Genomic DNA, 25,722 nt, shown 5'->3' with positions numbered 1-25,722 from the left:
GTGGCATCTCCAATACGTCTCGGGGGAGAGTATGATGAAATCACTTGCATGCTTTGTCCTTGCGGGTTGCTTGATGGCTGCGGCGAACGCTCGTGCCGACGAGGCTGATTTCCTGCGCTCGTTCCAGGGAAATTTTGCGGGAAGAGGAATTGTCAAGGTCACCACCGACGCACCGACGGTGAATGTGTCCTGCACCTTCAATTCCGACGCGACCTCGACCTCATTGTCGCTCGACGGCAACTGCCGTGGTCTTGTCGTGGTGACGCGCGCGATCAGCGCGGATCTGAAGGCCAGCGGGGCGAAATACACCGGAGTCTATGTCGGATCGCGCACGGGACCGGCGAAGCTCGCCGGCAGCCGCTCGGGTAACGCGATCAATCTCGGCATCAGCTGGGCGACCGAGGTCAATGGCGATCGCAAGGCGCGGTTGACGGTCGAGAAAACCAGCGGCGACGGAATGCGGTTAACCGTTACCGACGTCGATCCGAAAACCGGCAAGAGCGTGGTGACGAGCCGCATCGATCTGCAGCGCATCTAAGCCGTGTTACTCCTCGATCGGCTCGGGCGGGTTGGCGTTGCGGCCCTTGCCGAAGGTATAGCCGGTTTCCACCGCCTTCTTGCCGAACTTGTCGCGCAGTGTGTCGATGGCGCTTTCGGCCATGGCGCGCTTGCGCGAGCCGACGTCGACGAGATCGGGCGGGTCGGCCTTCTCGTCATCCGAAAGATCGCTGACGCCGATGCCGAGCAATCGGTATTTCGTGCCATCCGCTTCCCTGCGCAGCAGGTCGAGGCCGGTCTGGAAGATGCGATCGGCCAGCCTTGTCGGGTCGCCGAGCTGGCGGTTGCGGGTGCGAAGCTTGAAGTCCTGTGACTTCAGCTTCAGCACCACCGTGCGTCCGGCAATGCCTGACTTCTTCAGCCGCGCCGAGACCTTTTCCGACAACCCCCGCAGCACGGGAACCAGTTCGTCCATTTCAGCTATATCGGTGTCGAAAGTAGTTTCGGCCGAGACGCTTTTTGCATCCTGGTCAGGATCGACACGGCGGTTGTCCTGGCCGCGCGACAGGTGGTAGAGCCGGGTGCCCATCACGCCATAGCGGCGCATCAGATCGGCGCGCTCCATGCGCTGCAACTGGGCGATGGTGCGGATGCCGTCGCGCTCCAGCGTGGCAGCAAAGGCCTTGCCAACGCCCCAGATCATTGTCACCGGCTGTTCGGCCAGGAAACCCAGCGCCTCGGCCTCGCCGATCACCGAAAAGCCGCGCGGCTTGCGGAAGTCGGAGGCAACCTTGGCGAGGAACTTGCAGTAGGAGAGGCCGGCAGAAACGGTGATACCGATCTCCTTTTCGACGGTCAGCGCAAAGCGCGCCAGCACCACAGCCGGCGGCATGCCGTGCAGGCGCTCGGTGCCGGCAAGGTCGAGAAAAGCCTCGTCGATGGAGAGCGGCTCGACCAGCGGTGTCAGCGCCTGCATCAGCGCGCGCACTTCGCGGCCGACGCGGACATATTTTTCCATGTTGGGCGGGATGACGACCGCTTCCGGACAGGCTTCGAGCGCCTTGAACATCGGCATCGCCGAGCGCACCCCCTTGATGCGGGCGATGTAGCAGGCGGTGGAGACGACGCCGCGCTTGCCGCCGCCGATAATCAGCGGCTTGTCCTTCAGCGCCGGATTGTCGCGTTTTTCAATCGCCGCATAGAAGGCGTCGCAGTCGATATGGGCAAGATGCAGGCGATAAAGCTCGGGATGACGGGCGAGCCGGGGGCTGCCGCAGCGCTCGCAGCGTCTGACATCGCTGCGCTGAAGGGTCAGGCAGTCGCGGCAAAAACCGTGCTCGGGATTGTTGACAGGGGCCGCCATCGCTGCGAACATAAAGAGAACAGATGCAATGGTACGTCAGGACGGAAGCCGCCACAAGCGGTTAGCCGGGAGAGAACGCATGAGCACGACCATAGCGCCGCTGGCGCCCGAATTGTGGGCGGATTTCGAGGATCTCTTCGGCAAGCAAGGCGCCTGTTACGGCTGCTGGTGCACATATTTCCGGCTGGCGCCGGCGGCGCGGCGCGGCAGCGACAAGCAGCGCAACAAGGATCTTATCAAGGCGCGTATCGAGGCCGGGCCGCCGCCGGGCCTTTTGGCTTTCGAGGACGGCGCGGCGGTCGGCTGGATGCAGATCGGCCCGCGCGCCGACGTGCCCGAATGGAACAATCGGGGCCGGGGCTCGGCGCCGGTCGATCCGTCCGATGCCAGCGATCCCGGCGTGTGGGCGATCTCCTGCTTTTTCATCCGGGCCAGTGCGCGCGGCAGGGGCATAAGCCATCGTCTGGTCGAAGGCGGCATCGCCTTTGCCCGCCAGAACAAAGCGCGGCTGGTCGAGGCCTGCCCGATCGATGTGTCGCGCGACTCGCGTTCGATCGGTCTGTTCGTCGGCTCGTCGCGTGTGTTTGAAAAGGCCGGCTTCGAGCGGCTTGTCGAACGCAAGGCGGGCCGGCCGCTGATGCGGCTGGTGCTGTAGTCTAATTACCCGTCGGCGTTTGTTGATGTCATCTTGAAGTTGTAGGTTGGTTTCATAGCAGACGAACGAAGCGTTCCTTTTTGGTCAAATGGAGAATTTTGTGAACCGTGTCTTGCCGCTTGCTTTCCTTCTCGCCCTCAGCGCTCCTGCTTTTGGCCAGGCTGTCGATGCCCAAGGTGCCAAGCAACTTTCCGATGAGCTCTCCCGCTATGTCGGCAAACAGGCGCTCAATGAAGGCATTTTGAAGATCTCAGCCGAGGAGGGTGCCTACAAGATCACTTTCGATGTGAAGGCGCTTGTGGCGAAGATGCCGAAGCAGGATCTGAAGCGGTTCGATTTCCCGCCCGTCACGCTGCGGGTCAAACCGCGCAGCGACGGAGGCTGGGATGTCGCCTCGGATTTCTCTACAACTGGGTCCATCGAGGTAAATGGCCCAAATGGCCTGAACAGCGGGCAAATCGTTGTCAACGATGGCAAGTTCACGGGCGTCTATGACCCGGAACTGGCGGCATTTACCAGCGGCACCAGTTCGATTGCGGGCATGACGATGACGTCGCGCCAAGCCAGTCAATTGACGGATTTGAGCGTGGGGCCGGGCTCTTCCAAGTTTGACGCCAGCAAGTCGGCCAACGGCGGCGTCGATCTTAATTTCACACAGGCGATGGCGGACTTCGTCGAAACGGTCAAAATCGATGACCGGTCAATCGCAGCGCTCCGGGCACCGGAGCTCGCTGTGAACGTGACCGCTAAGGCCATTCAGACCAAGCCGCTTCTGGATCTTTTGGCGTTCGCCGTCGCCCATGAGGACGAGGCCCGGCTGAAGGCCGATCAAGCAGAGTTCAAAACGCTTCTGCTCGGTGCGCTGCCGCTATGGGAACGGATCGATGGGACCTACGCATTCAAAAACCTTGCCATTGAAACATATGCCGGCAATTTCGGCGCGGCGCAGCTGAACACCGTTGTCGGCATGGACGGCATCACCAAGGACGGCAAGATCAGCTACGCATTCAAGGTTTCCGGCCTGACAATACCGCAGCAGATGCTGCCCAGTTGGACCGTTGCGTTGCTGCCGACGGATCTCGACCTGAATTTCGGCGGCGCCAGCATCGATCTCGACAGTATGGCGAGGAAAACCATAGAAACCCTCGATTTCAGTAAGGATCCACCGCTTCCGGCAGATTTCGGCGATGAGATTTCCGCCGATTTCTTGGCCAAGACACCAAAGTTCGTACTTGGACACAGCACGGTTAAGAACGGCGACATCGAGGTCGCCATGGAAGGCGAAATGACCTTCCCTGGCAAGAAGCCCGACGCCAACGTGACGATCGACGTAACCGGCTACGACAAGATCGTGGCAAGCCTGCAGGAGGCGGCGAAGACCGACCCGCAGGCCTCGCAGGCTTTTACCGGAGCGCTGGCCATCAAGGGATTTGCCAAGACGCTGCCGGACGGCCGGATTGAATGGGTGATCAACGCGAAGCACGATGGGTCGGTGACGGTCAACGGCGCCATGCTGAAAGGGCCCGATCCGGTCGTGGAAGACGATCAGGATGCTAGCCCCGGCGAGGGTAATAGCGGTGGGGCAGGGGCGAAGCTGCAGCCCTGATCATCAGGCTTTGAGGCGCTAGGGCCTAGAGCCCGAGCGCGCTGGCGATCTTCGGCACGGCGTCGCGCCAGTCCTCGACGGAGATGATGTCGTCGGGCACCGGCGGCATGAAGGCGCGCAGCGAGTTGTCGGCCATCAGATGGAAGAGATGGGCGTCGGCGACAGAATTTCGTGCCGAGATGAGATTGGTGGGCTGGTCGTCGACAAAGGCCACCGGCCGGCCTTTGCTACCGCGCAACTTGGCCACCGCCGGGCCTTTGGCCATCTCGGTGGTCAACAGCGGGTAGGGCAGCCCGAGCGCATCGAGATGGGCGCGGCGCGCCGCGCGATGGCGGTGCGGCATGGCGGTCAAAAGCACGATCTCGGCGCGGTCGTCGAGACTGGCAAGCGCTTGTTCGGCGCCGTCGGTGACGCTCTGCCAGTCGGCCTGCGCGTCGAAGAAATCGCCAAGCAGTGCCGTCACCTCCGGCTGTTCGATCAGCCGGCCGCTCGCCGTTTCGGCGATGTTGCCGGTGAGGCGGAAGGAGGCCAGTGTGAGCCCAAAGCCGCGCGATTTCAGGAAATGCGGAAATGGCCGGATGAATTCGAGCACGACATCATCGACGTCGAGGATCAGCAGTGGCCGGTCGTCGGCTGCAAGTTCGGCGATCTGGCGTGCCGTCTCGGGATCGTCGCTCATATCGAATGCTCATGGTCATCGCCGCCAAGCGGCAGCGCGCGCAACGCCTTGCCGACTGAGGCTGGCGGTGTGCCGGTTTCCTCGGCAAAGCGCAGCAAGGTAGGCTCGTGGGCGAGGACGAACTGCAGCACGCCGGCAAGGAATCCCGGTTCGGCCGCGGCGCGCCGGATGGCGGACGCCTCGATGCCGGTTATGGCCAGGAAGCGCGGCAGGAGTTCGGGATCCGCGGCGACGAAGCCCAGTGCCCTCACGGCAATGGTTTCCGCCTCCTCACGCATTGACGCTGCGTTTGCCATCATTACCTTCTGGTTTGCGGAAATGAGTCTCTTTTCCGCAGTAATGGCAAGCGTCGCTTGCGGCAAGCCACCGCCCCAATCCAATGTGGTTTTCGAGGTGGAATCCGAATGGCTTTTACAGCTGCGGGTTTCCGTTTCGTCAATCATATTGTCGTAGAGTGAAGGAGGGTTTGGTGTGCTCGGACAAGGGCGCATGACGGCAGGCTTCAGGCAGAAGCTCGGCCGGGACGGGAAATCGATGCCTAAGAAGGTGATGATCGTCGAGGACAATGAGCTTAATATGAAGCTCTTTCGGGACCTCATCGAAGCCAGCGGTTACGAGACTGTGCGCACGCGCAACGGCCTCGAGGCGCTCGATCTGGCGCGCCAGCACCGGCCGGACCTGATCCTGATGGATATCCAGTTGCCGGAAGTATCAGGCCTGGAAGTGACGAAATGGCTGAAGGAGGATGACGACCTCCATTCCATTCCGGTGATTGCCGTCACCGCCTTCGCCATGAAGGGCGACGAGGAACGTATTCGCCAGGGCGGCTGCGAAGCCTACATCTCCAAGCCGATCTCGGTGCCGCGTTTCATCGAGATCATCAAATCCTATCTGGGTGATGCCTGATGCCAGCACCCATTCGAGCCGGAGCCTTGTGAAATGACTGCGCGGATCCTCGTCGTCGACGACATCCCTGCCAATGTCCGGCTGCTGGAGGTTCGGCTGCTGGCCGAGTATTTCGAGGTGCTGACGGCGTCCAACGGGCCGGATGCGATCGAGACCTGCGAAAACGGCAAGGTCGATGTCGTGCTGCTCGACGTGATGATGCCCGACATGGACGGGTTCGAGGTCTGCAAGCGGCTGAAGAGCGATCCGGCGACGTCGCACATCCCGGTGGTCATGATCACCGCGCTCGACCAGGTTTCGGACCGGGTGCGCGGCCTCGAGGCCGGCGCCGACGATTTCCTGACCAAGCCGGTCAACGATCTACAGCTGATGACGCGGGTGAAGAGCCTGGTCAGGCTGAAGTCGCTGACCGATGAGTTGCGCCTGCGCGCCTCGACCACCCGCAACATCGGCATCGAAGCGCTGTTGAGCCGCAGCTTCACCTCCGAGGACGCGACGCCGAAGGTGTTGTTGATCGACGAGCGCAAATCCTCCTTCGAGCGCATCCAGAAAATGCTGCGCGGCAGCGCCGAACTCGACATTGCCACCGATCCGCATGCCGGCTTCTTCCAGGCCGCCGAGGCGCCGTATGAGTGCGTGCTGATCTCGACCGGTTTTGCCGATTTCGATCCGCTCCGGCTATGCTCGCAATTGCGTTCGCTCGATCGCACCCGCTTCCTGCCGATCATCCTGCTTGCCGAAGAAGGCGAGGAGGGCCGCATCATCCGCGGCCTCGAACTCGGCATCAATGACTATCTGATGCGGCCGATCGACCAGCACGAGCTGATGGCGAGGCTGCGCACGCAGGTGCGCCGCAAGCGTTACAACGACCAGCTGCGCGCCAGCGTCACCCAGACCATCGAGATGGCGGTGACCGACGGCCTGACTGGCTTGCACAACCGCCGCTACCTCGACAGCCACCTGCAGACGCTGTTTGACCGCGCCGTGGCGCGACGGCGGCCTCTGTCGGTGATGATCACCGATCTCGACCGCTTCAAGACCGTCAATGACGCGCATGGCCATGATGGCGGCGATGACGTGCTGCGCGAATTCGCCCGGCGGCTGCGCAAGAATGTCAGGGGTATCGACCTTGCCTGCCGTTTCGGTGGCGAGGAATTCGTCGTTGTGATGCCGGACACGGACGCAACGGTGGCGGAAAAGGTTGCGGAGCGCATTCGCGCCGAAATCGCCCAGATGCCGTTTGCCATCGGTCAAGAAGGCAAGACGATCGAAGTCACAGTCAGCGTCGGCGTGTCGTCGGTGCTGAATGGCGCGGACACGGTTGCGGCGCTGATGAAGCGCGCCGACGTGGCGCTTTACGAGGCCAAAAGTGGCGGCCGCAACCGCGTCGTCGCCAAGGCAGCGTAGGCTCGACGCCGGATTATCCAGTCAACCCGACAGGGTTAGGAATTTACCTTAATCCAAGCGATTCCCGAGCCTTGGTTAAGAAACTATTGATTTTCCAGCGTTGTTGCGCAAATGTGCATCGCAAGAACAAAGGCGATGTGGGCACGAGGGTAGACAGCCGCATCGCTCCGACCGATACCCCATGATGCTCAGGTCCGCCGCATCTCCTGGGTCCGTGGGGTCGGCCGGTCGGCGCTGGCACATAGTGGCCTCCTCGTACCGCTGCCATACGCCGACCGGCCCCCTTTTTGCCAAAAATGACATGAACAGTCCGCGCCAAGCTGCGGAGGGTTCACGTATTTCGCAGCTTGAAACAAAAACGCCGCCCGAAAGGGCGGCGTTTTTGCATAGCGTATGAAAACCAGATTACTTAATCTTGGTTTCCTTGAACTCGACGTGCTTCTTGGCGACCGGGTCGTACTTGCGGAAGGACAGCTTGTCCGTCTTGGTACGGCTGTTCTTGCTGGTCACGTAGAAGAAACCGGTGTCGGCGGTCGACAGAAGCTTGATCTTGATGTTTGCGGCTTTGGCCATTGTATCAGTCCGTTATGTTCGTGGGGTTTTGGCCGCTGGAGCGCGGGAAAACACCCGGACGCGGGAAACTTGGCGCGACACATAAAGAACGTGCCCGGAAAGTCAAGCCCGGCACGCGCGCTGTGACCCACGCGAGCCGTCCTTTGGCTTGAAATCACGCGGTTTGCGCGACCGGCGTTGCCGCTTTCTTCCAGTCGCCGGTGGTGTTCCACCAGCGATTCGGGTTGGCGCGGTCGTCCAGACCCTTGGAGCGGCTGGCGAGGATAGGCTGGATGCGGATCACCGGCTCCTGGTAGGAATGCGCCTGGAAAATCGCCTCGACGACGCGGGCGGCGAGCAGCTGGTCATCGGGCAGTTCGAACGAGACCTCGACCGTACCGGGGCGGCGGCGCAATTCGGTTTCGGCGCCGGCGGCAGCACCTTCAAGTGGCCTGTAGCGTTCGATGCCGTGCGCCGTTTGATAGGCGTTGCGATCGTATTTGCCCATGGCGAGCGGGGCGATCGCGACCACGGCGTCCATGATGCGGTCGACATCGGCTGCCGGGGCCTGGAAGCTGACAAGCAGCAGAAGCGTCATGCGTAACGATGTGGTTTCAAAGCCGCTGTCGATCATCGTCGTATCCTCAACTCGGGTGTTTTGGGACACCCTTTTAGCTGAGGCCTCCTGACACGGTTCTGTCAGCAGCGGCGTCGCTTCGAAGGATTGCGCAGGCTGGCGGGCGGTTAAGGCTACCAGATTTTGCGGACCAGCCTGGCGCTGACCAGGGCGATATAGGCGGCGAAGAACAGGCCGAGCGACCAGCCGAATCCGGACGGGCCGAACGCATCCATGCCGATGCCGATCGCCTGCGGGCCAAGCACCATGCCGACGCCGTAGCAAAGCACGAAGGCGGCGTTGGCCGAGGCCAGCTCATGGCCGGACAGCTGGGAGCCCAGATGGGCAAGACCGATCGTGTACATGGCGGCCACCACACCGCCCCAGACGAACAGCAGCGCCGCCATCAGGTGCCAATTCCCGGCGAAGAACGGCATGAAGATGGTGCCGGCGAGCCCGACCGTGGCGCAGGCCAAAAGCAAATAGCGGCGGTCGCTGACGCGATCGCTGATCATGCCGATCGGGATCTGCAACAGCACGTTGCCGAGGCCGATCATGGTGAGCAGAAGGGCAGCATCCGCCTCGGAGTAGCCGATGCGGTTGCCATAGACCGGGAACAGGGCAAAACCGCCGGTCTCGACGGCGCCGAACACTAGCACGGCGGCGGTCGCCGTCGGCACCAGCCAGATGTAGCGCAGGAAGTTGCTGGTTTCGCCGTCGACCACGATGGTGGGGCTTTCGTTGCGCGCGGCCAGCACCGGGATTGCGGCCAGCGCCACCAGCACGATGATGACGCCGAACGGCCTGAAGCCGGTGCTGCCGATATGGGCGAAGATCCACGGCCCGGCGGCAAAGCCGAGCGAGAGCACGGTGGCGTAGATGCCGAGCACCAGGCCACGCCGACGCGGCGGCGCCGAGGTGCTGATCCAGAATTCCGACAGGATGAACAGCACGGTGAGCGCGATGTGCAGCACGATGCGCAGCGGAAACCACATCCAGAAGTCCGGCGCGAAGTGGAATCCGACAAAGGCGAGCGCGCCGGCCGCGATCATGGCAACCATGGTCCAGGCGACGCCGAACCGCATCGCCAGCGGCGTGGCCAGCGGGGCGCCGGCGATCGAGGCGAGGCCGGCGACCGCCGTGTTGAGGCCGATCATCGATGCCGAGTGGCCGCGGCTCTCGAGAATAACACTGAGCAGTGGCATGCCGAGGCCGATGGCGATGCCGACGACGCTGATCGACGAGATCGCGGCGATCATCGGTAGCCAATGTACGCGCTCGTCGCCCTCTTGCTGGGTATCGACCGTCATGTGATTCCTGAATACTCGATGTTGGAAAATTCGGGGGCTAAAGAATTTCGCGAACGAAACGGTTGCGGACCAGCCGGTAGAACGGCACGGCCACACCGGGTCGCAGCCGCGGATCGTCGGCAAGCCGCTTCTCCAGCTCCCGCAAGATCGTTCGGGTGATGTCGGGGATATCGGCCTCCCTGGCCTTGGCAAGCGGCAGCCAGACCAGTTCTTCCAACTCATTGGTCGGGCCGCCACCCGGCAGCTCGACGGCGACATCGCCGCGCCAGGCGCTGAAGAAGCGGGTGTCGAACCGGCGCACGCGATTAGGCGGCGTAATGGCGCGGGCGATGAAGCGAAGCGGCGCCAGCGAAGGCTGCACGCCGTGTTCGACAAAGCCCTGCCAGTCGCGTTTGTCCGTTGCGAAGGCGCCTTTGCGGCCGATGAGCAGGCCGGCTTCCTCGTAGGTCTCGCGGATGGCCGAGAGCGCGATGGCGCGGGCCCGCGACGGGCTGATGTGGCCTACGCCGGCGGTCAGCTTGGCCTCTTCCTCCGGGAGCAGTGGGGTGGCAACGGCAATGCGGCTATCGGCCGGATCGGTGCGGCCGCCGGGAAAGACGAACTTTCCGGGCATGAAGGCATGGCCGGCATGGCGCCGGCCCATTAGCACCAAAACCTTGTCGCCCTTGCGTTCCAGCAGGATCAGGGTGACGGCGTCACGCGGACGCATGGACTGGCCGCTATGGGCGATCGTGCCCCGCTCCACCCTGCCGATGTCCGCCTTGGTCATACCTTCCATGCGCAGGACCTAGCGGAAACTTCTGGCAAACGAAAGTGGCCTTTCACGGTCGGCATGTTGCGCCAGGCAACATTGCCCGGTGCGCGTCAGGTTCCAGGACGTGGCTCAGCCCCATCCTTTTCGCCGCCGAAGCCGTGCATATAGAACGCCCATTGCAGTCCGATGACGGCGCCCTTGACCGGTTGCAGCAGGACGAGAGACAGAACGATGGTCAGCGGCACCCAGATGGCGATGTGCTGCCACATGGAGAGCGTCGAGGTCGCCTCGACAGCCATGAAGGCGCCGAGAACGATGTGGCCTACAATGACGATGACGAGATAGGCGGGCAGATCGTCGGCGCGGTGGTGGTAAAGCTCCTCACCGCAGACGCTGCATTTGTCGACGCTCTTGGTGAAGCCGGCAAACAGTTTGCCTTCGCCGCAATGCGGGCAGCGGCCAAGCGCGCCGCGCTTCATCGCCGTCCACAGCGGGCGGGCGACCCGGCCCGAATGATGTTCGCCGCCGAAAACCTGTTCCTGGATTCCCAATTCGCTCGCCATTACCGTCTCCCGCCGCGCGACCCCGGGCGCGATTGCGACGCGCGGGCGCGGCCTTTTGCCTTGTGAAACGACCTTTTGGAGCCGGGCAGGGGCTTCGGGTCGGTCAGCATCTCGAAACGCATCGCGCCGGCCATCGGCGCCACCTCGATCAGGCGAACCTCGACGCGGTCGGCAAGTTGGTATCCTTTGCCGGTGCGTTCTCCAAACAGCGATCGCGCGGTTTCGTCGTATATATAGTAATCGCCATCCAGACTTGACACCGGGATGAAACCATCCGCGCCAAACTGCGGCAATTGGACAAATAGTCCCGATTTGGTGACGCCCGAAATGCGGGCGTCGAAACGGTCGTCGATGCGCTCGGCAAGATAGGCGGCGATCAGCCGGTCGACCGTGTCGCGCTCGGCGGCCATGGCACGGCGCTCGGTGCCGGAGATCAGCACCCCGACGTCTTCCAGCCGCGCCTCCTCGTCCTGCGTCAGCCCGCCCGGGCCAAGCCCGAGTGCGGCAATCAGCCCGCGATGCACGATCAGATCGGCGTAGCGGCGGATCGGCGAGGTGAAGTGGGCATAGCGCCTGAGATTGAGGCCGAAATGGCCGATGTTCTTGGGCGAGTATTCGGCCTGGCTCTGCGAGCGCAACACCACTTCGTTGACCAGCCCTTCATTGTCGGCGCCACGCACGCGATCGAGAATGCCGTTGAACTGGGCGGGCCGCATCTGCGCGCCGCGGGCCAGCGACAGGCCGAGCGTCTGCAGGAACTCGCGCAGCGATTCCTGCTTGGCCAGCGACGGCGCGTCGTGGACGCGGAAGACCAGCGCCTGCTTCTTCGCCTCAAGCGTTTCCGCGGCGGCGACATTGGCCTGGATCATGAATTCTTCGATCAGCTTGTGGGCGTCGAGCCGTTCCGGCACGATGACGCGGTCGACGGTGCCGTCCGGCTTGAGCATGATCTTGCGCTCCGGCAGGTCAAGCTCGAGAGGCTGGCGGCCGTCGCGGCCGCGCTTGAGGATCGCGTAGGCGTCCCACAGCGGCTTCAGCACCGTGTCGAGGATCGGGCCGGTCTTGTCGTCGGTCACGCCGTCTATCGCCGCCTGCGCCTGCGGGTAGGCGAGCTTGGCCGCCGACTTCATCATGACGCGGTGGAAGGTGTGGCGCAGCTTGCGGCCATCGGCCGAGAAGGTCATGCGCACGGCAAGCGCCGGCCGGTCCTGGCCCTCGCGCAGCGAACAGAGGTCGTTGGAGATGCGCTCGGGCAGCATCGGCACGACGCGGTCGGGGAAATAGACCGAATTGCCACGCTTCAGCGCTTCGCGGTCGAGCGCGGTGCCATAACGGACATAGGCCGCGACATCGGCGATCGCTACCGTGGCGATGACGCCGCCGGGATTTTTCTCGTCGAGGTCAGGCGTGGCAAACACCGCATCGTCATGATCCTTGGCGTCGGCAGGGTCGATGGTGACCAAGGGCAGGTCGCGCCAGTCCTCGCGGTGATCCATCGTCGCCGGCTTGACCGCCTCGGATTCGGCGATGACGTCGGCCGGGAAGATATGCGGAATGTCATGCGCATGGATGGCGATCATCGAGACCGCCTTTTCGCTGGTCAGCGAACCCAGCACCGCCAGCACTTTCGCACGCGGCAGCCCGTATCGGGAGGCCCGCGCCGGCTCGACTTCGACGAGGTCGCCGTTTTTGGCGCCGTTCTGGAATTCCTTGTCGACGATCAGTTCGGGCTGGCGCCGCTCAACCGGCTCGATGCGAAAGGTGCCGTCCTTCAGCACACGAAAGACGCCGAGCACGGCATCGGTCCGCTTCTCGAAGATCTTCATCACCCGGCCGGTATAGGCGGGGCCGGTCGGCTCATCGGTCGGGAAGGTTTTCGCCAGCACGCGGTCGCCAATGCCGGGCGCCGGGCCGTTGCCGCCGCGCGAGACGCGGATCGAGACCACGGGCGGTTCGCCGGTGCCGACGGCCTCGGCCGGATGTGCCAGCAAGATGCCATCGCCGTCGCGGCCGAAAATGTCGAGCACGGCAACATGCGCCAAGGCGCCGACGCGAGCGAGCCGCTTGCGCTCCTTGGTCAGGATACCTTCGTCCTGCAGGTCGCGCAGAATGTCCTTCAGCCAAATGCGGTCGTCGCCGCGCAAGGCAAACGCCTTGGCGATGTCGCGCTTGCCAGCGCGGTCGGGGTTTTCGGCGATGTAGCGCAGGATTTCGTCGCGCGAGGGCCGGTAGTCGTCCTTGACCTTGGCCCTGGTGTCGGCGGTGCGCGGATCGCCGTGGCTTCTACCGGTGATCCTGCGCGCCACGCCGCTATCCCTTTTTCTTCGCCGCCGGCTTCTTGGTCGCCGACTTCTTTGCTGTGGTTTTCTTGGCCGCCGGGGCCTTGGCTGCCGCTGCCTTGCGGAACGGCTTCTTGCCGCCACCGCCCTTGGCTTCCTTCTCGGCAATCAGCGCCAGCGCGTCCTCGACGGTGATCGACTGCGGATCCTTGCCCTTGGGCAGGGTCGCGTTGACCTTGCCGTAATTGACGTAAGGCCCGTATTTGCCGTCGCGCACGACGATCTTGCCGCCGCCATCGGGATGGTCGCCTAGCTCCTTGAGTGCTGCGGCCGTGCCGCCATTGCGGCCGCCCTTGCCCTTCAGCTGCTTCTCGGCGATCACCGACACGGCGCGGTTGAGGCCGATCGAGAAGACGTCCTCGATGCTCTCGACATTGGCATAGGTGCCGTCATGCAGCACGAACGGCCCATAGCGGCCGAGCCCGGCCGAGATCATCTTGCCGCTCTCGGGATGCTTGCCGACATCGCGCGGCAAAGAGAGAAGAGCGAGCGCCCTCTCATGGTCGATTGTATCAGGCGTCCAGCCCTTGGGCAGGCTGGAGCGCTTGGCTTCCTTGCCGTCGCCGCGCTGGATGTAGGGGCCGAAGCGGCCTGAGCGCAGCGTGATTTCCTCTGCCGTGTAGGGGTCCTTGCCCAGCACCTTGGTGCCGTCCTCGCCGCCGCCATTCTCACCGTTCGGGTTGGCAGCGTCGCCAAGCTGGCGGGTGAAGGAGCATTCCGGATAGTTCGAGCAGCCGACGAATGCGCCGAATTTGCCGAGTTTCAGCGATAGATTGCCGGTGCCGCATTTCGGGCAGATGCGCGGGTTGGAACCGTCTTCACGCGCCGGGAACACCAGCGGCGCCAGTTCTTCGTTCAGCGCATCGAGCACGTCGGTGACGCGCAATTCCTTGATGTCGGCGACTGCGCCGGAAAAATCCTTCCAGAAGTCGCGCAGCACGTCCTTCCAGGCAAGCTTGCCGTCAGAAATCTCGTCGAGCTTTTCTTCCAGCGATGCCGTGAAGTCATATTCGACATAGCGCTCGAAGAAGCTTTCCAGGAACGCCGATAACAGCCGGCCCTTGGCCTGCGGCACCAGCCGGCGCTTGTCGATGGTGACATAGTCGCGGTCTTCGAGCGTCTTCAGGATCGCGGTGTAGGTCGAGGGGCGGCCGATGCCGAGCTCTTCCAGCTTCTTGATCAGCGTCGCCTCGGAGTATCGCGGCGGCGGCTCGGTGGTGTGCTGGGTGGCGTTGATTGCCTGGCGGGCGAGCTGCTCGCCGGCACGAATCTCGGGCAGGCGGCGGTTTTCCTCGTCTTCCGCGTCGTCGTCCTTCTGGTCGGTGTATGCGGCGATGAAGCCGTCAAAGCGGACGACCGAACCGACGGCGCGAAGTTCCGCAGTGCGAGCGCCGTTGATCGCCTCGATTTCGACCGTGGTGCGTTCGATCTCGGCCGACTGCATCTGGCTGGCGATAGCGCGCTTCCAGATCAGCTCGTAAAGCCGTGCCTGGTCGGCATCGAGATATTGCCTGACCGATGCCGGCGTGCGCATGAAATCGGTCGGGCGGATCGCCTCGTGCGCTTCCTGGGCGTTCTTGGCCTTGGTCGTGTACTGACGCGGCTTTTCCGGCAGATATCTTGCGCCGAATTCCTTGGCGATGGCGTCACGTGCGGCGTCGATCGCCTCCGGCGCCATCTGCACGCCATCGGTTCGCATATAGGTGATCAGGCCGGTGGTCTCGCCGCCGATCTCCATGCCTTCATAGAGGCGCTGCGCCACCTGCATGGTGCGCGTGGCTGAAAAGCCGAGGCCCGATGATGCCGCCTGCTGCAGCGTCGAGGTGGTGAAGGGCGGGCCGGGATTGCGCCGGGTCGGCTTGGCTTCAACCGAGAGTGCCTTGAAGGTCGCGCCCTCAAGCATGCCCTTGATGTCGTCGGCCTGCGCCTTGTTGGCAATATCGAGCTTCTGCAGCTTCTTGCGCTCGAAGGCGGTCAGCCGCGCCTCGAAGCTGTCGTTGCGCGGTGTGCCGAGGAGGGCGGCGATCTGCCAGTATTCCTCGCGGATGAAGCGTTCGATTTCGGATTCGCGGTCGCAGACCAGACGCAGCGCCACCGACTGGACGCGGCCGGCCGAACGGGCGCCCGGCAATTTGCGCCACAGCACCGGCGACAGCGTGAAGCCGACGAGATAGTCGAGTGCGCGGCGGGCGAGATAGGCATCGACCAGTGGCCCGTCGATCTGGCGCGGATTGGCCATCGCCTCCAGCACCGACGATTTGGTGATGGCGTTGAAGACGACGCGGCTGACTGGCTTGTCCTTCAGCGCGCGCTTCTGCTTCAGCACTTCCAGGACGTGCCAGGAGATGGCTTCGCCTTCGCGATCCGGATCGGTGGCGAGGATGAGGCCATCGGCGTCCTTGACCGCCTTGGCGATGTCGGCAAGCCGCTTGCCCGACGCGGTGTCGACCGCCCAGGACATGGCGAAATCCTCGTCCGGACGCACCGAGCCATCCTTGGCCGGCAAGTCGCGGACATGGCCGAACGAGGCCAGAACCTTATAGTTCTTGCCGAGGTATTTGTTGATTGTCTTTGCCTTGGCCGGCGATTCGACGACGACGACGTCCATGAGTTCTCATATCAGCTGTGGTGCGGCAGAAGGATTCCGCTGCGCGCGACGAAATCTCGTTCTATTTGTCGCTCACATGGCCGCGCTTTTGCATCCGGTCAAGGGGAGGCGGCCAAATTGCCGGGGTGTCCGCAGCAATACACTCTTAGAGTGTATGGAGAAAATCACAGAATTCGAGGACACGCGGTTTGTGTGCCAAGTCTCGCGCAAACGACTCGGAGCTGCGCGCTGCTCCGTCCTTGCGAGGTGCCGCAAAAACGAAAACTGGCCGCCGGGCTTGGAGCCGGCAGCCAGCTGGTTCCGCCGATCAGGCGGGGTTAGAGGTTCGAAAGATCAGTCGGCCTTGACGATGTGCCAGACTTCGCCGACGCCGTCGCCGGTGACGTCACCAGCCTTCTTGTCCTTGATGAAGGTATAGACCGGCTTGCCGTCATAGGCCCACATCTTGGTGCCGTCGGTGCGGTCGACGATGCTCCATTCGTCATCCGCCTTGGCGCCGGCCTCGGCCTTCAGCGGCGGCCAGTTGGTGGCGCATTTGTCGTAGCAATTGGTCTTGCCCTTCTCGTCCTTGTCATAGGTATAGAGCGTCATGCCGTTGGCATCGGTGTAAATCTTGGTGCCGTTGACTTCGGCTTCCTTCCACGCTTCAGCGGCGAAGGATGCGGCGGTGCTGAGCAGAAGGGCCGCGAGCCCGACAGTGATCGTTYTCATGGAAATCTCCCTGGGTGATCCGACGAAGCGCGCAGAAATCGCGGCTTCGCTCTGTGAACGCTCGGCGAGGGGCGTTTCTTCCCTGGCTTGGTCAACTTAGGATTGGCCGGTAACAATTCCTTCGGCCGGGTCGTACCTGTAGCCAAATGCCACACGATGGTGATTGGCGAACATGGTTTTGCGTCGCTATATCGGCGCAACAGATCTGGAGTTGGGAATGGCATTGGACATTGGCTATGTCAGCGCAGTCGGGGCGGGAGCGATCTCGTTCCTGTCGCCTTGCGTGCTGCCGCTGGTGCCGCCCTATCTCTGCTACATGGCCGGCGTCTCGGTCGACGACTTTCGCGGTAGCGATGCCGGCCTCACGGCCAAAGCCGGCGCGCGCGGCGCGCTCATCTATTCCTCGATCGCCTTCGTGCTCGGTTTCTCCACGGTGTTCGTAGCACTTGGCGCCGGCGCCTCGACCATCGGCCATTGGCTGCGCGTCTGGCAGGAACCGCTGGCGATGGCCGCCGGCGTGCTGATCATTCTGATGGGGCTGAACTTCCTCGGTATCTTGCGCATTCCGCTGCTGTCGCGCGAGGCGCGCTTCCAGTCGCAGGGCAAGCCGGCCAGCATGGTCGCCGCCTATGTCATGGGGCTGGCGTTCGCTTTCGGCTGGACGCCCTGCATCGGTCCGGTGCTGGGACCGATCCTGACGCTGGCCGGCGGCCGCGAGACGGTCGGTGAGGGCGCATTGCTGCTCGCCGCCTATTCGCTCGGCCTCGGCATCCCGTTCCTGATTGCCGCCCTGTTCTCCGGCGCCTTCATGCGCTTCCTCGGCAAGTTCCGCGTCCATCTCGGCCGCGTCGAAAAGGCGATCGGTGCGCTGCTGGTCGTCGCCGGCGTGTTCTTCCTCACCGGCGGCGTGCAGGCCATGTCCTACTGGCTGCTGGAGAATTTCCCGGTGCTGGGACGGCTGGGTTAGGCATTGCCCGCTATGCGCCTTGGACCCGCTGATTAAGAGTCAGCTGCTCCATGCATCTCACCGGAATTTAACCGCATTGGTGCAGCATGGCGCCAGATGCTACCACTCTCCGATTCCTAATCCCTTTCATACGGTTGTCCTTCCATGAGCCAGAGATCCTGCCTGTCCGTTATCCTCGCCGCCGGCGAAGGCACGCGCATGAAGAGCGCGTTGCCGAAGGTGCTGCACCAGATCGCCGGGCTGCCGATGGTGGCGCATGTGGTGAAGGCGGCCGAAGCCGCCGGCGCCGGTAGCCAGGCGCTGGTGATCGGCCATGGCGCCGATGAGATGCGCAAGGCGGCGGCGAAATTCGCGCCCAAGGCCGAGACGTTCGTGCAGGAAAAGCGCTTGGGCACCGCACATGCCGTGCTGGCCGCGCGCGATGCGATATCAAAGGGTTATGACGATATTCTCGTCATGTTCGGCGACACGCCGCTGATCGACGCCAATGCTCTGACGGCGGCGCGGCTGAAGCTGGCGAAAGGTGCGGCCGTGGTGGTGATCGGCTTCCGCCCGCCCAATCCGACCGGCTACGGCCGGTTGATCGAAAAAGGCGGCAAGCTCATCGCCATCCGCGAGGAAAAGGACTGCAGCGCCGAGGAGAAGAAGATTGGCTTCTGCAATGCCGGCATGATGGCGGTGGCCGGCAAGCATGCGCTCGATCTGCTTGATCAGGTCGGCAACAAGAATGCCAAGGGCGAGTATTACCTGACCGACATCGTCGAGATCGCCAGCGCCAAGGGCCTCGATGTCGTCGCCACCGAAGCCAGCTTCGAGAGCGCGCTCGGCATCAACAACCGTGCCGAGTTGGCGCAGGCTGAGGGCATCTGGCAACAGCGCCGGCGGAATGAAGCGATGCTGTCAGGTGTGACGCTGATTGCGCCGGAAACCGTGTATTTCTCGCACGACACCGAAATCGGCGCCGACACCATCGTCGAACCCAATGTCTGGTTCGGCCCGGGCGTGAAGATCGCCTGCGGCGCCAAGATCCATGCCTTCAGCCATATCGAAGGCGCCACCGTCGCCGCCAATTGCGATGTCGGGCCGTTCGCACGGCTCAGGCCCGGTGCCGATCTTCGGCAGAAGGCCAAGGTCGGCAATTTCTGCGAGGTCAAGCAGGCGGTTATCGAGGAGGGCGCTAAGGTCAATCATCTGACCTATATCGGCGATGCCCGCGTCGGCGCAGGGGCCAATATCGGCGCCGGCACTATCACATGCAACTATGACGGCTATTCAAAGTTCTTCACCGATATCGGCGAAGGCGCGTTTATCGGCTCGAACTCATCGCTGGTGGCGCCGGTCACGATCGGCAAGGGCGGCTACATCGCCTCGGGCAGCGTGATCACTGAAAGCGTGCCCGACGATGCGCTGGCCTTTGGCCGCGCCCGCCAGAAGACGATCCCCGGCAAAGGCAAGGAGTTGCGCGAACGCTTTGCCTCAGCCGCAGCAGCGAAGAAGAAGGCCGCCTCAGACCACTAGTGCTCAGCCGGCATCGTCCTTGCCGAAACTCGCTGTTACCTCGATCCCGCCGACAATTGCTCTGTTGAAATCGGCGAGGTCTTCAGCCGGAATCCAGTACTCCAGATGCGCCTTGCTGCCGGCGTACTCGACCCGGTAGCGGTCGAGGTAGCTTTTCAACACCTCGAACCGAGTGACGAAGCCGGAGCCGCTGGCCGGCACGTTCCAGTCGCGGGCGATCTGCGTCGCATAGGCCTCGGTCAAAACCGGATAGAAGATCGGCTGATCGGGCAGGCGCGGCGGGAATTCCCGCATCCCTGACGCCTTGATCAGTTCCAGTTCCTTGGGTCCGACAGGACGCCAGAGTGTGACGGTGGCTTGGCTCATCATGGCCGGACCTTAGCCAGATATCGCGAAAACGAGAACCAGACGCCTGAAAAATCGAGCAATTGCAGTAACCGGATTGCAAGAGCGGTCTGTCATGGTGCATCGGGTTGAGAAGCGTTCCGTTACACCAGACGAAACGCAAAGTGACTTTCGCGGCAGGCCGGCAATCCCTAGATAGCGCTGGTTTTCCATCGGGAATCGGGGCAAGCGCATGTGCGGTATCGTCGGAATTGTCGGCCAGCAACAGGTTGCGCCGCTCATTGTCGATGCGCTGAAGCGGTTGGAATATCGCGGCTATGATTCGGCCGGCGTCGCCACCGTCGAGAAAGGCGCGCTCGGCCGGCGCCGCGCCGAAGGCAAGCTGATCAACCTCGAACGCCGGCTGAAGGACGAGCCGCTCGACGGTACGATCGGCATCGGCCACACACGCTGGGCGACGCATGGCGTGCCCAACGAGACCAACGCCCATCCGCATTTTTCCGACGGCGTCGCCATCGTCCACAACGGCATCATCGAAAATTTCGCCGAGTTGCGCGACGAACTCATCCGCGACGGCTACGTCTTTTCGTCGCAGACCGACACCGAGGTTGTGGCGCATCTGGTGGCGCGGGAACTGGCTCGGGGGCTGAAGCCGATCGAGGCGGCGCATGAGGCACTGAAGAGGCTGGAAGGCGCGTTTGCGCTGGCCATCATGTTCACGGGCGATGAAGACCTTATCGTCGGCGCCCGCAATGGCCCTCCGCTGGCTGTCGGCCACGGCGAGGGCGAGATGTTTTTGGGCTCCGACGCCATCGCGCTCGCCCCGTTCACCAACTCGATCACCTATCTCGAAGACGGTGACTGGGCGGTGGTGCGCCGCAACGGCGTCACCATCTTCGATATTGACGGCAAGAAGGTTGTCCGCAAGCGCCAGCAGTCGCTGTCGACCAGCTTCATGGTCGACAAGGGCAACCGCCGCCATTTCATGGAAAAGGAAATCCATGAGCAGCCGGAAGTGATCTCGCACACGCTGGCGCATTATGTCGATTTCGTCTCCGGCGTGTCGAAGCCGCTGGATCTGCCGTTCGACTTCGCCAAGATCGGCCGGCTGGCGATCTCGGCTTGTGGCACTGCGTATCTCGCCGGCCTGATCAGCAAATACTGGTTCGAGCGCTATGCGCGGCTGCCGGTCGACATCGATGTCGCCTCCGAGTTTCGCTACCGCGAAATGCCGCTGTCGGCTGATGACGCCGCCTTCTTCATCTCGCAGTCGGGCGAAACCGCCGACACGCTGGCCTCGCTGCGCTACTGCCGCAAGGCTGGCATGAAGATCGGCGCCATCGTCAATGTCCGGGAATCGACCATGGCGCGCGAATCCGACGTCGTGCTGCCGACGCTGGCCGGTCCGGAGATCGGCGTCGCCTCGACCAAGGCTTTCACCTGCCAGCTGTCGGTTCTGGCTTCGCTTGCGGTGCGCGCCGGCGTGGCGCGCGGCACGATCTCGAAGGATGAGGAAAAGACGCTGGTGCGCGCGCTGTCGGAAGCGCCGCGCTACGCCAACCAGGTGCTGAAGCTTGAGGAGCAGATCGAGCGGATCGCGCGCGAAATCTCGCGCTACAAGGACGTGCTTTATCTCGGCCGCGACACCAATTTCCCGCTGGCCATGGAAGGCGCGCTAAAGCTCAAGGAAATCTCCTACATCCATGCCGAGGGCTACGCCGCGGGCGAACTGAAGCATGGCCCGATCGCGCTGATCGACGAGAACATGCCGGTGATCGTGATTGCGCCGCATGACCGCATTTTCGAAAAGACCGTGTCGAACATGCAGGAAGTGGCGGCGCGCGGCGGCAAGATCATCCTGATCACCGATGCCAAGGGTGCGGCGCAGGTCAGCGTCAAGACGATGGAAACGATCATCCTGCCCGACGTGCCGGAAATTATCTCGCCGATCATCTACGCGCTGCCGATCCAGATGCTGGCCTACTACGCCGCCGTCTTCATGGGCACCGACGTCGACCAGCCGCGCAATCTGGCGAAATCGGTGACCGTGGAATAGCTTTCCGCTCTCCGTATCAATCATTGATACGTTGTCATTGCTAAGCGTCTTGTATCAGGGTATGATACAAGACGAGGGGATAGCTTTGATCGTTTCGTTCAAAGGCAAGGCTGTGGAGGCGGTGGCTGCGGGAAGGGCGCCGAAAGGTTTCCCGCCGGATTTGGTTGCCCGCGCAGAGCGTCGTCTTCGGGCAATCGGGAACGCTGTCCAACTGAACGACCTTCGCTCGCCACCTGGGAACCACCTTGAAGCCCTGAAAGGAAGCCGCGCAGGGCAGCGAAGCCCTGAAAGGAAGCCGCGCAGGGCAGCACTCGATACGCATCAATGACCAATGGCGTATTTGTTTTCGATGGACTGCTGCCGGTGCCGAGGACGTGGAGATCGTCGACTACCATTGAGGGCCCTTGCCCTAACCTCTGAGGACTTTAAACTATGCTCAAGTTCGCACGCCCCATCCACCCCGGCGAATTCCTGCGCGAAGAGTATCTCGTTCCGCTCGGCATGAGTGCCGGTGCGCTCGCAAAGAAGCTCAATCTGCCGCGCACCCGCATCGAGCGCATTGCCAAGGAGGAGATCGGCTTGACCCCCGACACAGCCTTGCGCCTGGCCCGATTCTTCAACACCACGCCTCAGTTCTGGATGAATTTTCAGCAGGCCTATGAGCTTGAAACCGAGGCGCGGAAACTGGCGCCGGAACTTGAGAAGATCGAACCGCTGGAAGCGGCGGCTTAATCGGTTCTTTAAAAACTTCGCAGTTCCAAAGCGCCGTTGGGTTCACTAATGTTGCGGTGCAACCCGCGCGCCCGGTGAATCATGTCCGATGCTCCCAGAACCTCAGGCATGACCCGGCTGAGGAACTATTTCCTCACGGGCTTCATCGTCTGCGCGCCGCTGGCGATCACCGCCTATATCGCCTGGTCGTTCATCGGCTGGGTCGATTCCTGGGTAAAGCCGTACATTCCGGCGCGCTACAGCCCCGACACCTATCTGCCGTTTCCGGTTCCAGGATTCGGCCTGATCGTGGCGCTGATCCTGATTACGCTGATCGGCTTCATGACCGCCAACATCGTCGGCCGCGCCATCGTCAATTTCGGCGAGCGACTGCTTGGCCGCATGCCGCTGGTGCGCGGCATCTACGGTTCGCTGAAGCAGATTTTCCAGACGGTGCTGTCGAACAAGGGCGACATGTTCCGCCAGGTCGGGCTGGTCGAATATCCGCGCAAGGGCGTCTGGTCGCTGGTCTTCGTCGCCAGCGAGAAGGAAACCGAGATCAACCAGAAGCTCGACCAGGAGGGCGACCCGATGATCGCCGTATTCATGCCATGCACGCCGAACCCGACCACCGGTTTCCTGATGTATGTGCTGAAATCCGACATCGTGCTGCTCGACATGACGATCGAGGACGGCGCCAGGCTGATCGTTTCGGCCGGGCTGGTGGCGCCCGAGGTCAAGCCGAAAATGGTGACGGTCAATGGCGAGCCGATCGAGGGAGACCTCGCCAACCCGCCGCTTGGCGCCCTGGCTCAGCCGGCGCGCAAGAGCCGAACAGCCTCGTCGCGGCCGAACAAATAGAGCAACAGGCGCAGCGCCTCGCCGCGCTCGGATTGCAGTTCCGGGTCGCGCGACAGGATCAGCCGCGCATCGTCGCGGGCGGCTTCGAGCAGGTCGGCATGCGCCTCTATACGCGCCACCTGGAAACCCGGCGTGCCGGACTGGCGGGTGCCGAGCAACTCGCCTTCGCCGCGCAGTTTCAGATCCTCCTCGGCGATCAGAAACCCGTCCTCGGTCTCGCGCATCACCGACAGTCGGCGTTTCGCCGTCTCGCCGAGTGGGTCCTTGTAGAGCAATACGCAGGAAGACGGCTTGTCGCCGCGCCCGACGCGGCCGCGCAGCTGGTGCAGTTGCGCCAGCCCGAAGCGCTCGGCATGCTCGATGACCATGATCGTGGCATCGGGCACATCGACGCCGACCTCGATGACGGTGGTGGCGATCAGGATGCGGGTCTCGCCGGCCTTGAAGGCGCGCATCGCCTCGTCCTTCTCCGCCCCCTTCATGCGGCCATGCACAAGGCCGATGCGGTCACCGAACAGGGGTTGCAGCGAGGCAAAGCGGTCTTCGGCCGACATCAGCTTGATCTCTTCGGATTCCTCCACCAGCGGACAGATCCAGTAGATTTTCTGGCCGTCGGCCACGGCGTCGAGCATGCGGCCGACCAGCTCGTCCAGTCGCTCCAGCGGCAGCGTGACGGTGCGGATCGGCTGTCGGCCGACCGGCTTTTCCGTCAGCTTGGAGACGTCCATGTCGCCGAAAGCGGTCAACACCAGCGTGCGCGGGATCGGCGTTGCCGTCATCACCAGCATGTCGGGCGCGTCGCCCTTGGCGGTGATCGCAAGCCGCTGGTGAACGCCAAAACGGTGCTGCTCGTCGACGACGGCAAAGACGAGGTCGTGGTAGGTCACCGTTTCCTGGAACAGCGCATGGGTGCCGACGACGATGTCGATCTCGCCGCTGGCCAGTCCCGCCAGCGTTTCGGTGCGCTCGCGGCCCTTTTCGCGACCGGTCAGGATGGCGACGCGCAGGCCGGCCTGTTCGGCCAGCGGCGTGATCGTCGCCAGATGCTGGCGTGCCAGGATTTCGGTCGGCGCCATAAGTGCTGCCTGGCCGCCTGCCTCGACGGCGCGCGCCATGGCAAGCAGCGCCACCACCGTCTTGCCGGAGCCGACATCGCCTTGCAGCAGGCGCAGCATGCGTTCGGGATCGGCGAGATCGGCGTTGATTTCGGCGAGCGCGAATTCCTGGCTGCCTGTCAATGAATAGGGCAGGGCCGCGCGCAATTTCTCGACGATGCGGCCGTCGCCGATCAGTGGCCGACCCGACAGGCGGCGCACCTTTGCCCGCACCAACGCCAGCGACACCTGGCCGGCCAGAAGCTCGTCATAGGCGAGGCGGCGCCATGCCGGCCCCTCGATGGCGACATCGATCGGGTCCGAGGGATAGTGGATGCGGGCGAGCGCATCGCCGAAGGCCGGAAAGGTCTGCTTGCGCATGAAGGCGCCGTCCTGCCATTCCGGCAGTTCCGGCAGCCGGCCGAGCGCCTGGCCGATGGCGCGGCGCAGCACTTTTCCCGAAAGGCCGGCGGTCAGCGGATAGACCGGCTCGACCAGCGGCAGGGTTTCCGCCTCGCTGACAAGCGCAATATGGTCCGGGTGGACCATGGTCGGGCGACCGTTGAACCACTCCATGCGGCCGGAGACGATCACATGCTCGCCCACCGGCATCGCCTTTTCGAGATAGGCGGCATGGGCATGGAAGAAGGTCAGTCCGATCTCGCCGGTGTCGTCATGGGCATAGACGCGGTAAGGCACAGACCGGTTGCCGCGCGGCGGCGGCTGGTGGCGGTCGATGCGCACGTCGAGCGTGACGATGGCGCCGGCAGGCGCGAGCGCGATGCCGGGACGATTGCGGCGGTCGATGACGGTGTGCGGCAGCACGAACAACAGATCGCCGGCGCGCGCCGGGCGATCGCCGAGATCAGCCGCCACCACCTTCTCGATCAGCGCGCCGACCTTCGGCCCGACGCCGGCAAGCGAAGTGATCGGGACAAACAGGGGATCGAGGAGGGAAGGTCTCATTTGAGAGAGACCACGCGATGTAGGCGCTCACCCCCCTCTGTCCTGCCGGACATCTCCCCCTCAAGGGGGGAGATTAGCAGTTCCGGCCTCGCGGCCCATCTTGCAACGTTGGAAATTGGCGAAAGCAGTCGTGCCATCCGATCTCCCCCCTTGAGGGGGAGATGTCCGGCAGGCCAGAGGGGGGTGCTCGCGCCGATGCTATCAGGAATGTTCTTCACACCCGGGATGTTTAGCCGCCCACCGGCCTGTTGCAAGGCTGACACCGCCCTCTATCCACGCTATATGCGCCGCACCAAGCGAGGATGCGGCACCATGACCGGGACGAAACGATCAAGCGAGGGGCTGGATATCAGGCGTCGCAAGCTGTTGTTCCGCTCCTGGCATCGCGGCATGCGCGAGATGGACCTGATCCTCGGCACCTTTGCCGACAACGAGATCGGCGCCTTGACCGGCGACGAAATCGACCAATATGAAAGGCTCCTCGACATTCCCGACACCGAATTCCTGCCCATGGTCACCGGCGAACGCCCGGTTCCCGGGGATATCGACTGTGCCGTCCTGCAAAGGATCCTGGCATCGCGCCGGACCATGACATTTTAAACACAAGCAATTCCAGGAAAAGTGTGAAGCGGTTTTC

At 63.1% G+C, this 25,722-nt stretch carries 24 protein-coding genes and 1 pseudogene; 12 read left to right on the top strand and 13 right to left on the bottom strand.

Annotated elements, in window-relative coordinates; translation table 11 throughout:
• Nucleotides 1-34 precede the first annotated feature (34 nt).
• Nucleotides 35-538 (top strand): hypothetical protein, encoded by a 504-nt coding sequence (locus AC1DYO_RS17405; RefSeq protein WP_477265247.1) that lies wholly within the window; start codon nucleotides 35-37, stop codon nucleotides 536-538.
• A gap of 6 nt (nucleotides 539-544) precedes the next feature.
• Here the strand turns inward: AC1DYO_RS17405 and AC1DYO_RS17400 are convergent, their stop codons facing one another.
• Nucleotides 545-1,873 (bottom strand): DNA polymerase IV, encoded by a 1,329-nt coding sequence (locus AC1DYO_RS17400; protein ID WP_477265245.1) that lies wholly within the window; start codon nucleotides 1,871-1,873, stop codon nucleotides 545-547.
• 67 nt (nucleotides 1,874-1,940) lie between these two features.
• Here AC1DYO_RS17400 and AC1DYO_RS17395 point away from each other — a divergent pair, with 67 nt between their 5' ends.
• Both AC1DYO_RS17395 and AC1DYO_RS17390 read left to right on the top strand, forming a co-directional pair.
• Nucleotides 1,941-2,516 (top strand): GNAT family N-acetyltransferase, encoded by a 576-nt coding sequence (locus AC1DYO_RS17395; RefSeq protein ID WP_477265243.1) that lies wholly within the window; start codon nucleotides 1,941-1,943, stop codon nucleotides 2,514-2,516.
• 100 nt (nucleotides 2,517-2,616) lie between these two features.
• Entirely contained in the window at nucleotides 2,617-4,122 is a 1,506-nt protein-coding gene (locus AC1DYO_RS17390; RefSeq protein WP_477265241.1) for a hypothetical protein, read from the top strand.
• 25 nt (nucleotides 4,123-4,147) lie between these two features.
• Here the strand turns inward: AC1DYO_RS17390 and AC1DYO_RS17385 are convergent, their stop codons facing one another.
• A complete protein-coding gene (locus AC1DYO_RS17385) occupies nucleotides 4,148-4,801 on the bottom strand; it encodes a hypothetical protein (RefSeq protein ID WP_477265239.1) in 654 nt (217 codons plus the stop codon).
• On the bottom strand, nucleotides 4,798-5,097 hold the full coding sequence (locus AC1DYO_RS17380; RefSeq protein WP_477265237.1) for a DUF3572 domain-containing protein: 300 nt from the start codon (nucleotides 5,095-5,097) through the stop codon (nucleotides 4,798-4,800). The genes AC1DYO_RS17385 and AC1DYO_RS17380 overlap by 4 nt, the downstream gene beginning before the upstream one ends.
• A 238-nt stretch (nucleotides 5,098-5,335) precedes the next feature.
• On the opposite strand from AC1DYO_RS17380, the gene AC1DYO_RS17375 reads away from it, so the two are divergent.
• Together AC1DYO_RS17375 and AC1DYO_RS17370 are read left to right on the top strand one after the other, a co-directional pair.
• Nucleotides 5,336-5,707: a response regulator gene (locus AC1DYO_RS17375; RefSeq protein WP_477265388.1), complete on the top strand. Its 372-nt coding sequence runs from the start codon at nucleotides 5,336-5,338 to the stop codon at nucleotides 5,705-5,707.
• A gap of 33 nt (nucleotides 5,708-5,740) precedes the next feature.
• Nucleotides 5,741-7,114, top strand: a complete 1,374-nt coding sequence (locus AC1DYO_RS17370; RefSeq protein ID WP_477265235.1) for a PleD family two-component system response regulator — start codon at nucleotides 5,741-5,743, stop codon at nucleotides 7,112-7,114.
• A gap of 405 nt (nucleotides 7,115-7,519) precedes the next feature.
• Here AC1DYO_RS17370 and rpmG read toward each other — a convergent pair whose 3' ends face one another.
• The 8 genes from rpmG to AC1DYO_RS17330 all read right to left on the bottom strand — a co-directional run bounded on the left by rpmG (nucleotide 7,520) and on the right by AC1DYO_RS17330 (nucleotide 16,567).
• Nucleotides 7,520-7,687: a 50S ribosomal protein L33 gene (rpmG, locus tag AC1DYO_RS17365; protein ID WP_006201775.1), complete on the bottom strand. Its 168-nt coding sequence runs from the start codon at nucleotides 7,685-7,687 to the stop codon at nucleotides 7,520-7,522.
• A gap of 154 nt (nucleotides 7,688-7,841) precedes the next feature.
• The gene (locus tag AC1DYO_RS17360) at nucleotides 7,842-8,300 is read right to left on the bottom strand and encodes a YqfO family protein (RefSeq protein WP_477265233.1); all 459 of its coding nucleotides are present in this window, start codon (nucleotides 8,298-8,300) and stop codon (nucleotides 7,842-7,844) included.
• Between the two features lie 116 nt (nucleotides 8,301-8,416).
• Nucleotides 8,417-9,592 (bottom strand): MFS transporter, encoded by a 1,176-nt coding sequence (locus tag AC1DYO_RS17355; RefSeq protein ID WP_477265231.1) that lies wholly within the window; start codon nucleotides 9,590-9,592, stop codon nucleotides 8,417-8,419.
• A gap of 37 nt (nucleotides 9,593-9,629) precedes the next feature.
• On the bottom strand, nucleotides 9,630-10,370 hold the full coding sequence (locus AC1DYO_RS17350; protein WP_477265229.1) for an NUDIX hydrolase: 741 nt from the start codon (nucleotides 10,368-10,370) through the stop codon (nucleotides 9,630-9,632).
• 86 nt (nucleotides 10,371-10,456) lie between these two features.
• Nucleotides 10,457-10,909 (bottom strand): DUF983 domain-containing protein, encoded by a 453-nt coding sequence (locus AC1DYO_RS17345; protein ID WP_477265227.1) that lies wholly within the window; start codon nucleotides 10,907-10,909, stop codon nucleotides 10,457-10,459.
• Complete coding sequence (rnr, locus tag AC1DYO_RS17340; protein WP_477265226.1) at nucleotides 10,909-13,215, bottom strand: ribonuclease R; 2,307 nt, start codon at nucleotides 13,213-13,215, stop codon at nucleotides 10,909-10,911. Before rnr ends, AC1DYO_RS17345 begins: the two co-directional genes overlap by 1 nt.
• A 4-nt stretch (nucleotides 13,216-13,219) precedes the next feature.
• On the bottom strand, nucleotides 13,220-15,856 hold the full coding sequence (gene topA / locus AC1DYO_RS17335) for a type I DNA topoisomerase (protein ID WP_477265224.1): 2,637 nt from the start codon (nucleotides 15,854-15,856) through the stop codon (nucleotides 13,220-13,222).
• Between the two features lie 333 nt (nucleotides 15,857-16,189).
• The gene (locus tag AC1DYO_RS17330; protein WP_477265222.1) at nucleotides 16,190-16,567 is read right to left on the bottom strand and encodes a COG4315 family predicted lipoprotein; all 378 of its coding nucleotides are present in this window, start codon (nucleotides 16,565-16,567) and stop codon (nucleotides 16,190-16,192) included.
• Nucleotides 16,568-16,784: 217 nt separating this feature from the next.
• On the opposite strand from AC1DYO_RS17330, the gene AC1DYO_RS17325 reads away from it, so the two are divergent.
• Nucleotides 16,785-17,534 (top strand): cytochrome c biogenesis CcdA family protein, encoded by a 750-nt coding sequence (locus tag AC1DYO_RS17325; protein WP_477265220.1) that lies wholly within the window; start codon nucleotides 16,785-16,787, stop codon nucleotides 17,532-17,534.
• Between the two features lie 144 nt (nucleotides 17,535-17,678).
• Nucleotides 17,679-19,052 (top strand): bifunctional UDP-N-acetylglucosamine diphosphorylase/glucosamine-1-phosphate N-acetyltransferase GlmU, encoded by a 1,374-nt coding sequence (gene glmU, locus AC1DYO_RS17320; protein WP_477265218.1) that lies wholly within the window; start codon nucleotides 17,679-17,681, stop codon nucleotides 19,050-19,052.
• Between the two features lie 3 nt (nucleotides 19,053-19,055).
• Here glmU and AC1DYO_RS17315 read toward each other — a convergent pair whose 3' ends face one another.
• The gene (locus tag AC1DYO_RS17315; protein WP_477265216.1) at nucleotides 19,056-19,418 is read right to left on the bottom strand and encodes an ADP-ribosylation/crystallin J1; all 363 of its coding nucleotides are present in this window, start codon (nucleotides 19,416-19,418) and stop codon (nucleotides 19,056-19,058) included.
• Between the two features lie 211 nt (nucleotides 19,419-19,629).
• Between AC1DYO_RS17315 and glmS the strand changes: the two genes are divergently transcribed.
• The 4 genes and pseudogenes from glmS (at nucleotide 19,630) to AC1DYO_RS17295 (ending at nucleotide 23,025) form a co-directional block, all read left to right on the top strand.
• Nucleotides 19,630-21,453 carry a glutamine--fructose-6-phosphate transaminase (isomerizing) gene (gene glmS / locus AC1DYO_RS17310; RefSeq protein ID WP_477265214.1) on the top strand — a complete coding sequence of 608 codons (1,824 nt, stop codon included), beginning with the start codon at nucleotides 19,630-19,632 and terminating at the stop codon, nucleotides 21,451-21,453.
• An 85-nt stretch (nucleotides 21,454-21,538) separates the two neighbouring features.
• Nucleotides 21,539-21,851 (top strand): annotated as a pseudogene (locus AC1DYO_RS17305) (type II toxin-antitoxin system RelE/ParE family toxin).
• A 34-nt stretch (nucleotides 21,852-21,885) separates the two neighbouring features.
• Nucleotides 21,886-22,185 carry a HigA family addiction module antitoxin gene (locus AC1DYO_RS17300; RefSeq protein ID WP_112625080.1) on the top strand — a complete coding sequence of 100 codons (300 nt, stop codon included), beginning with the start codon at nucleotides 21,886-21,888 and terminating at the stop codon, nucleotides 22,183-22,185.
• A gap of 81 nt (nucleotides 22,186-22,266) precedes the next feature.
• Nucleotides 22,267-23,025, top strand: a complete 759-nt coding sequence (locus AC1DYO_RS17295) for a DUF502 domain-containing protein (protein WP_477265211.1) — start codon at nucleotides 22,267-22,269, stop codon at nucleotides 23,023-23,025.
• Here AC1DYO_RS17295 and recG read toward each other — a convergent pair.
• On the bottom strand, nucleotides 22,977-25,085 hold the full coding sequence (recG, locus tag AC1DYO_RS17290) for an ATP-dependent DNA helicase RecG (protein ID WP_477265209.1): 2,109 nt from the start codon (nucleotides 25,083-25,085) through the stop codon (nucleotides 22,977-22,979). The two genes, AC1DYO_RS17295 and recG, sit on opposite strands and share 49 nt — an antisense overlap.
• A 312-nt stretch (nucleotides 25,086-25,397) precedes the next feature.
• On the opposite strand from recG, the gene AC1DYO_RS17285 reads away from it, so the two are divergent.
• Nucleotides 25,398-25,685: an FAD assembly factor SdhE gene (locus AC1DYO_RS17285; protein WP_477265207.1), complete on the top strand. Its 288-nt coding sequence runs from the start codon at nucleotides 25,398-25,400 to the stop codon at nucleotides 25,683-25,685.
• Nucleotides 25,686-25,722: the final 37 nt, after the last annotated feature.

Source organism: Mesorhizobium sp. P2_F5 (genome assembly GCF_056403715.1).
Note: the sequence above shows the minus strand (reverse complement) of the source record. Positions and strands in the feature narration are given on the sequence as shown.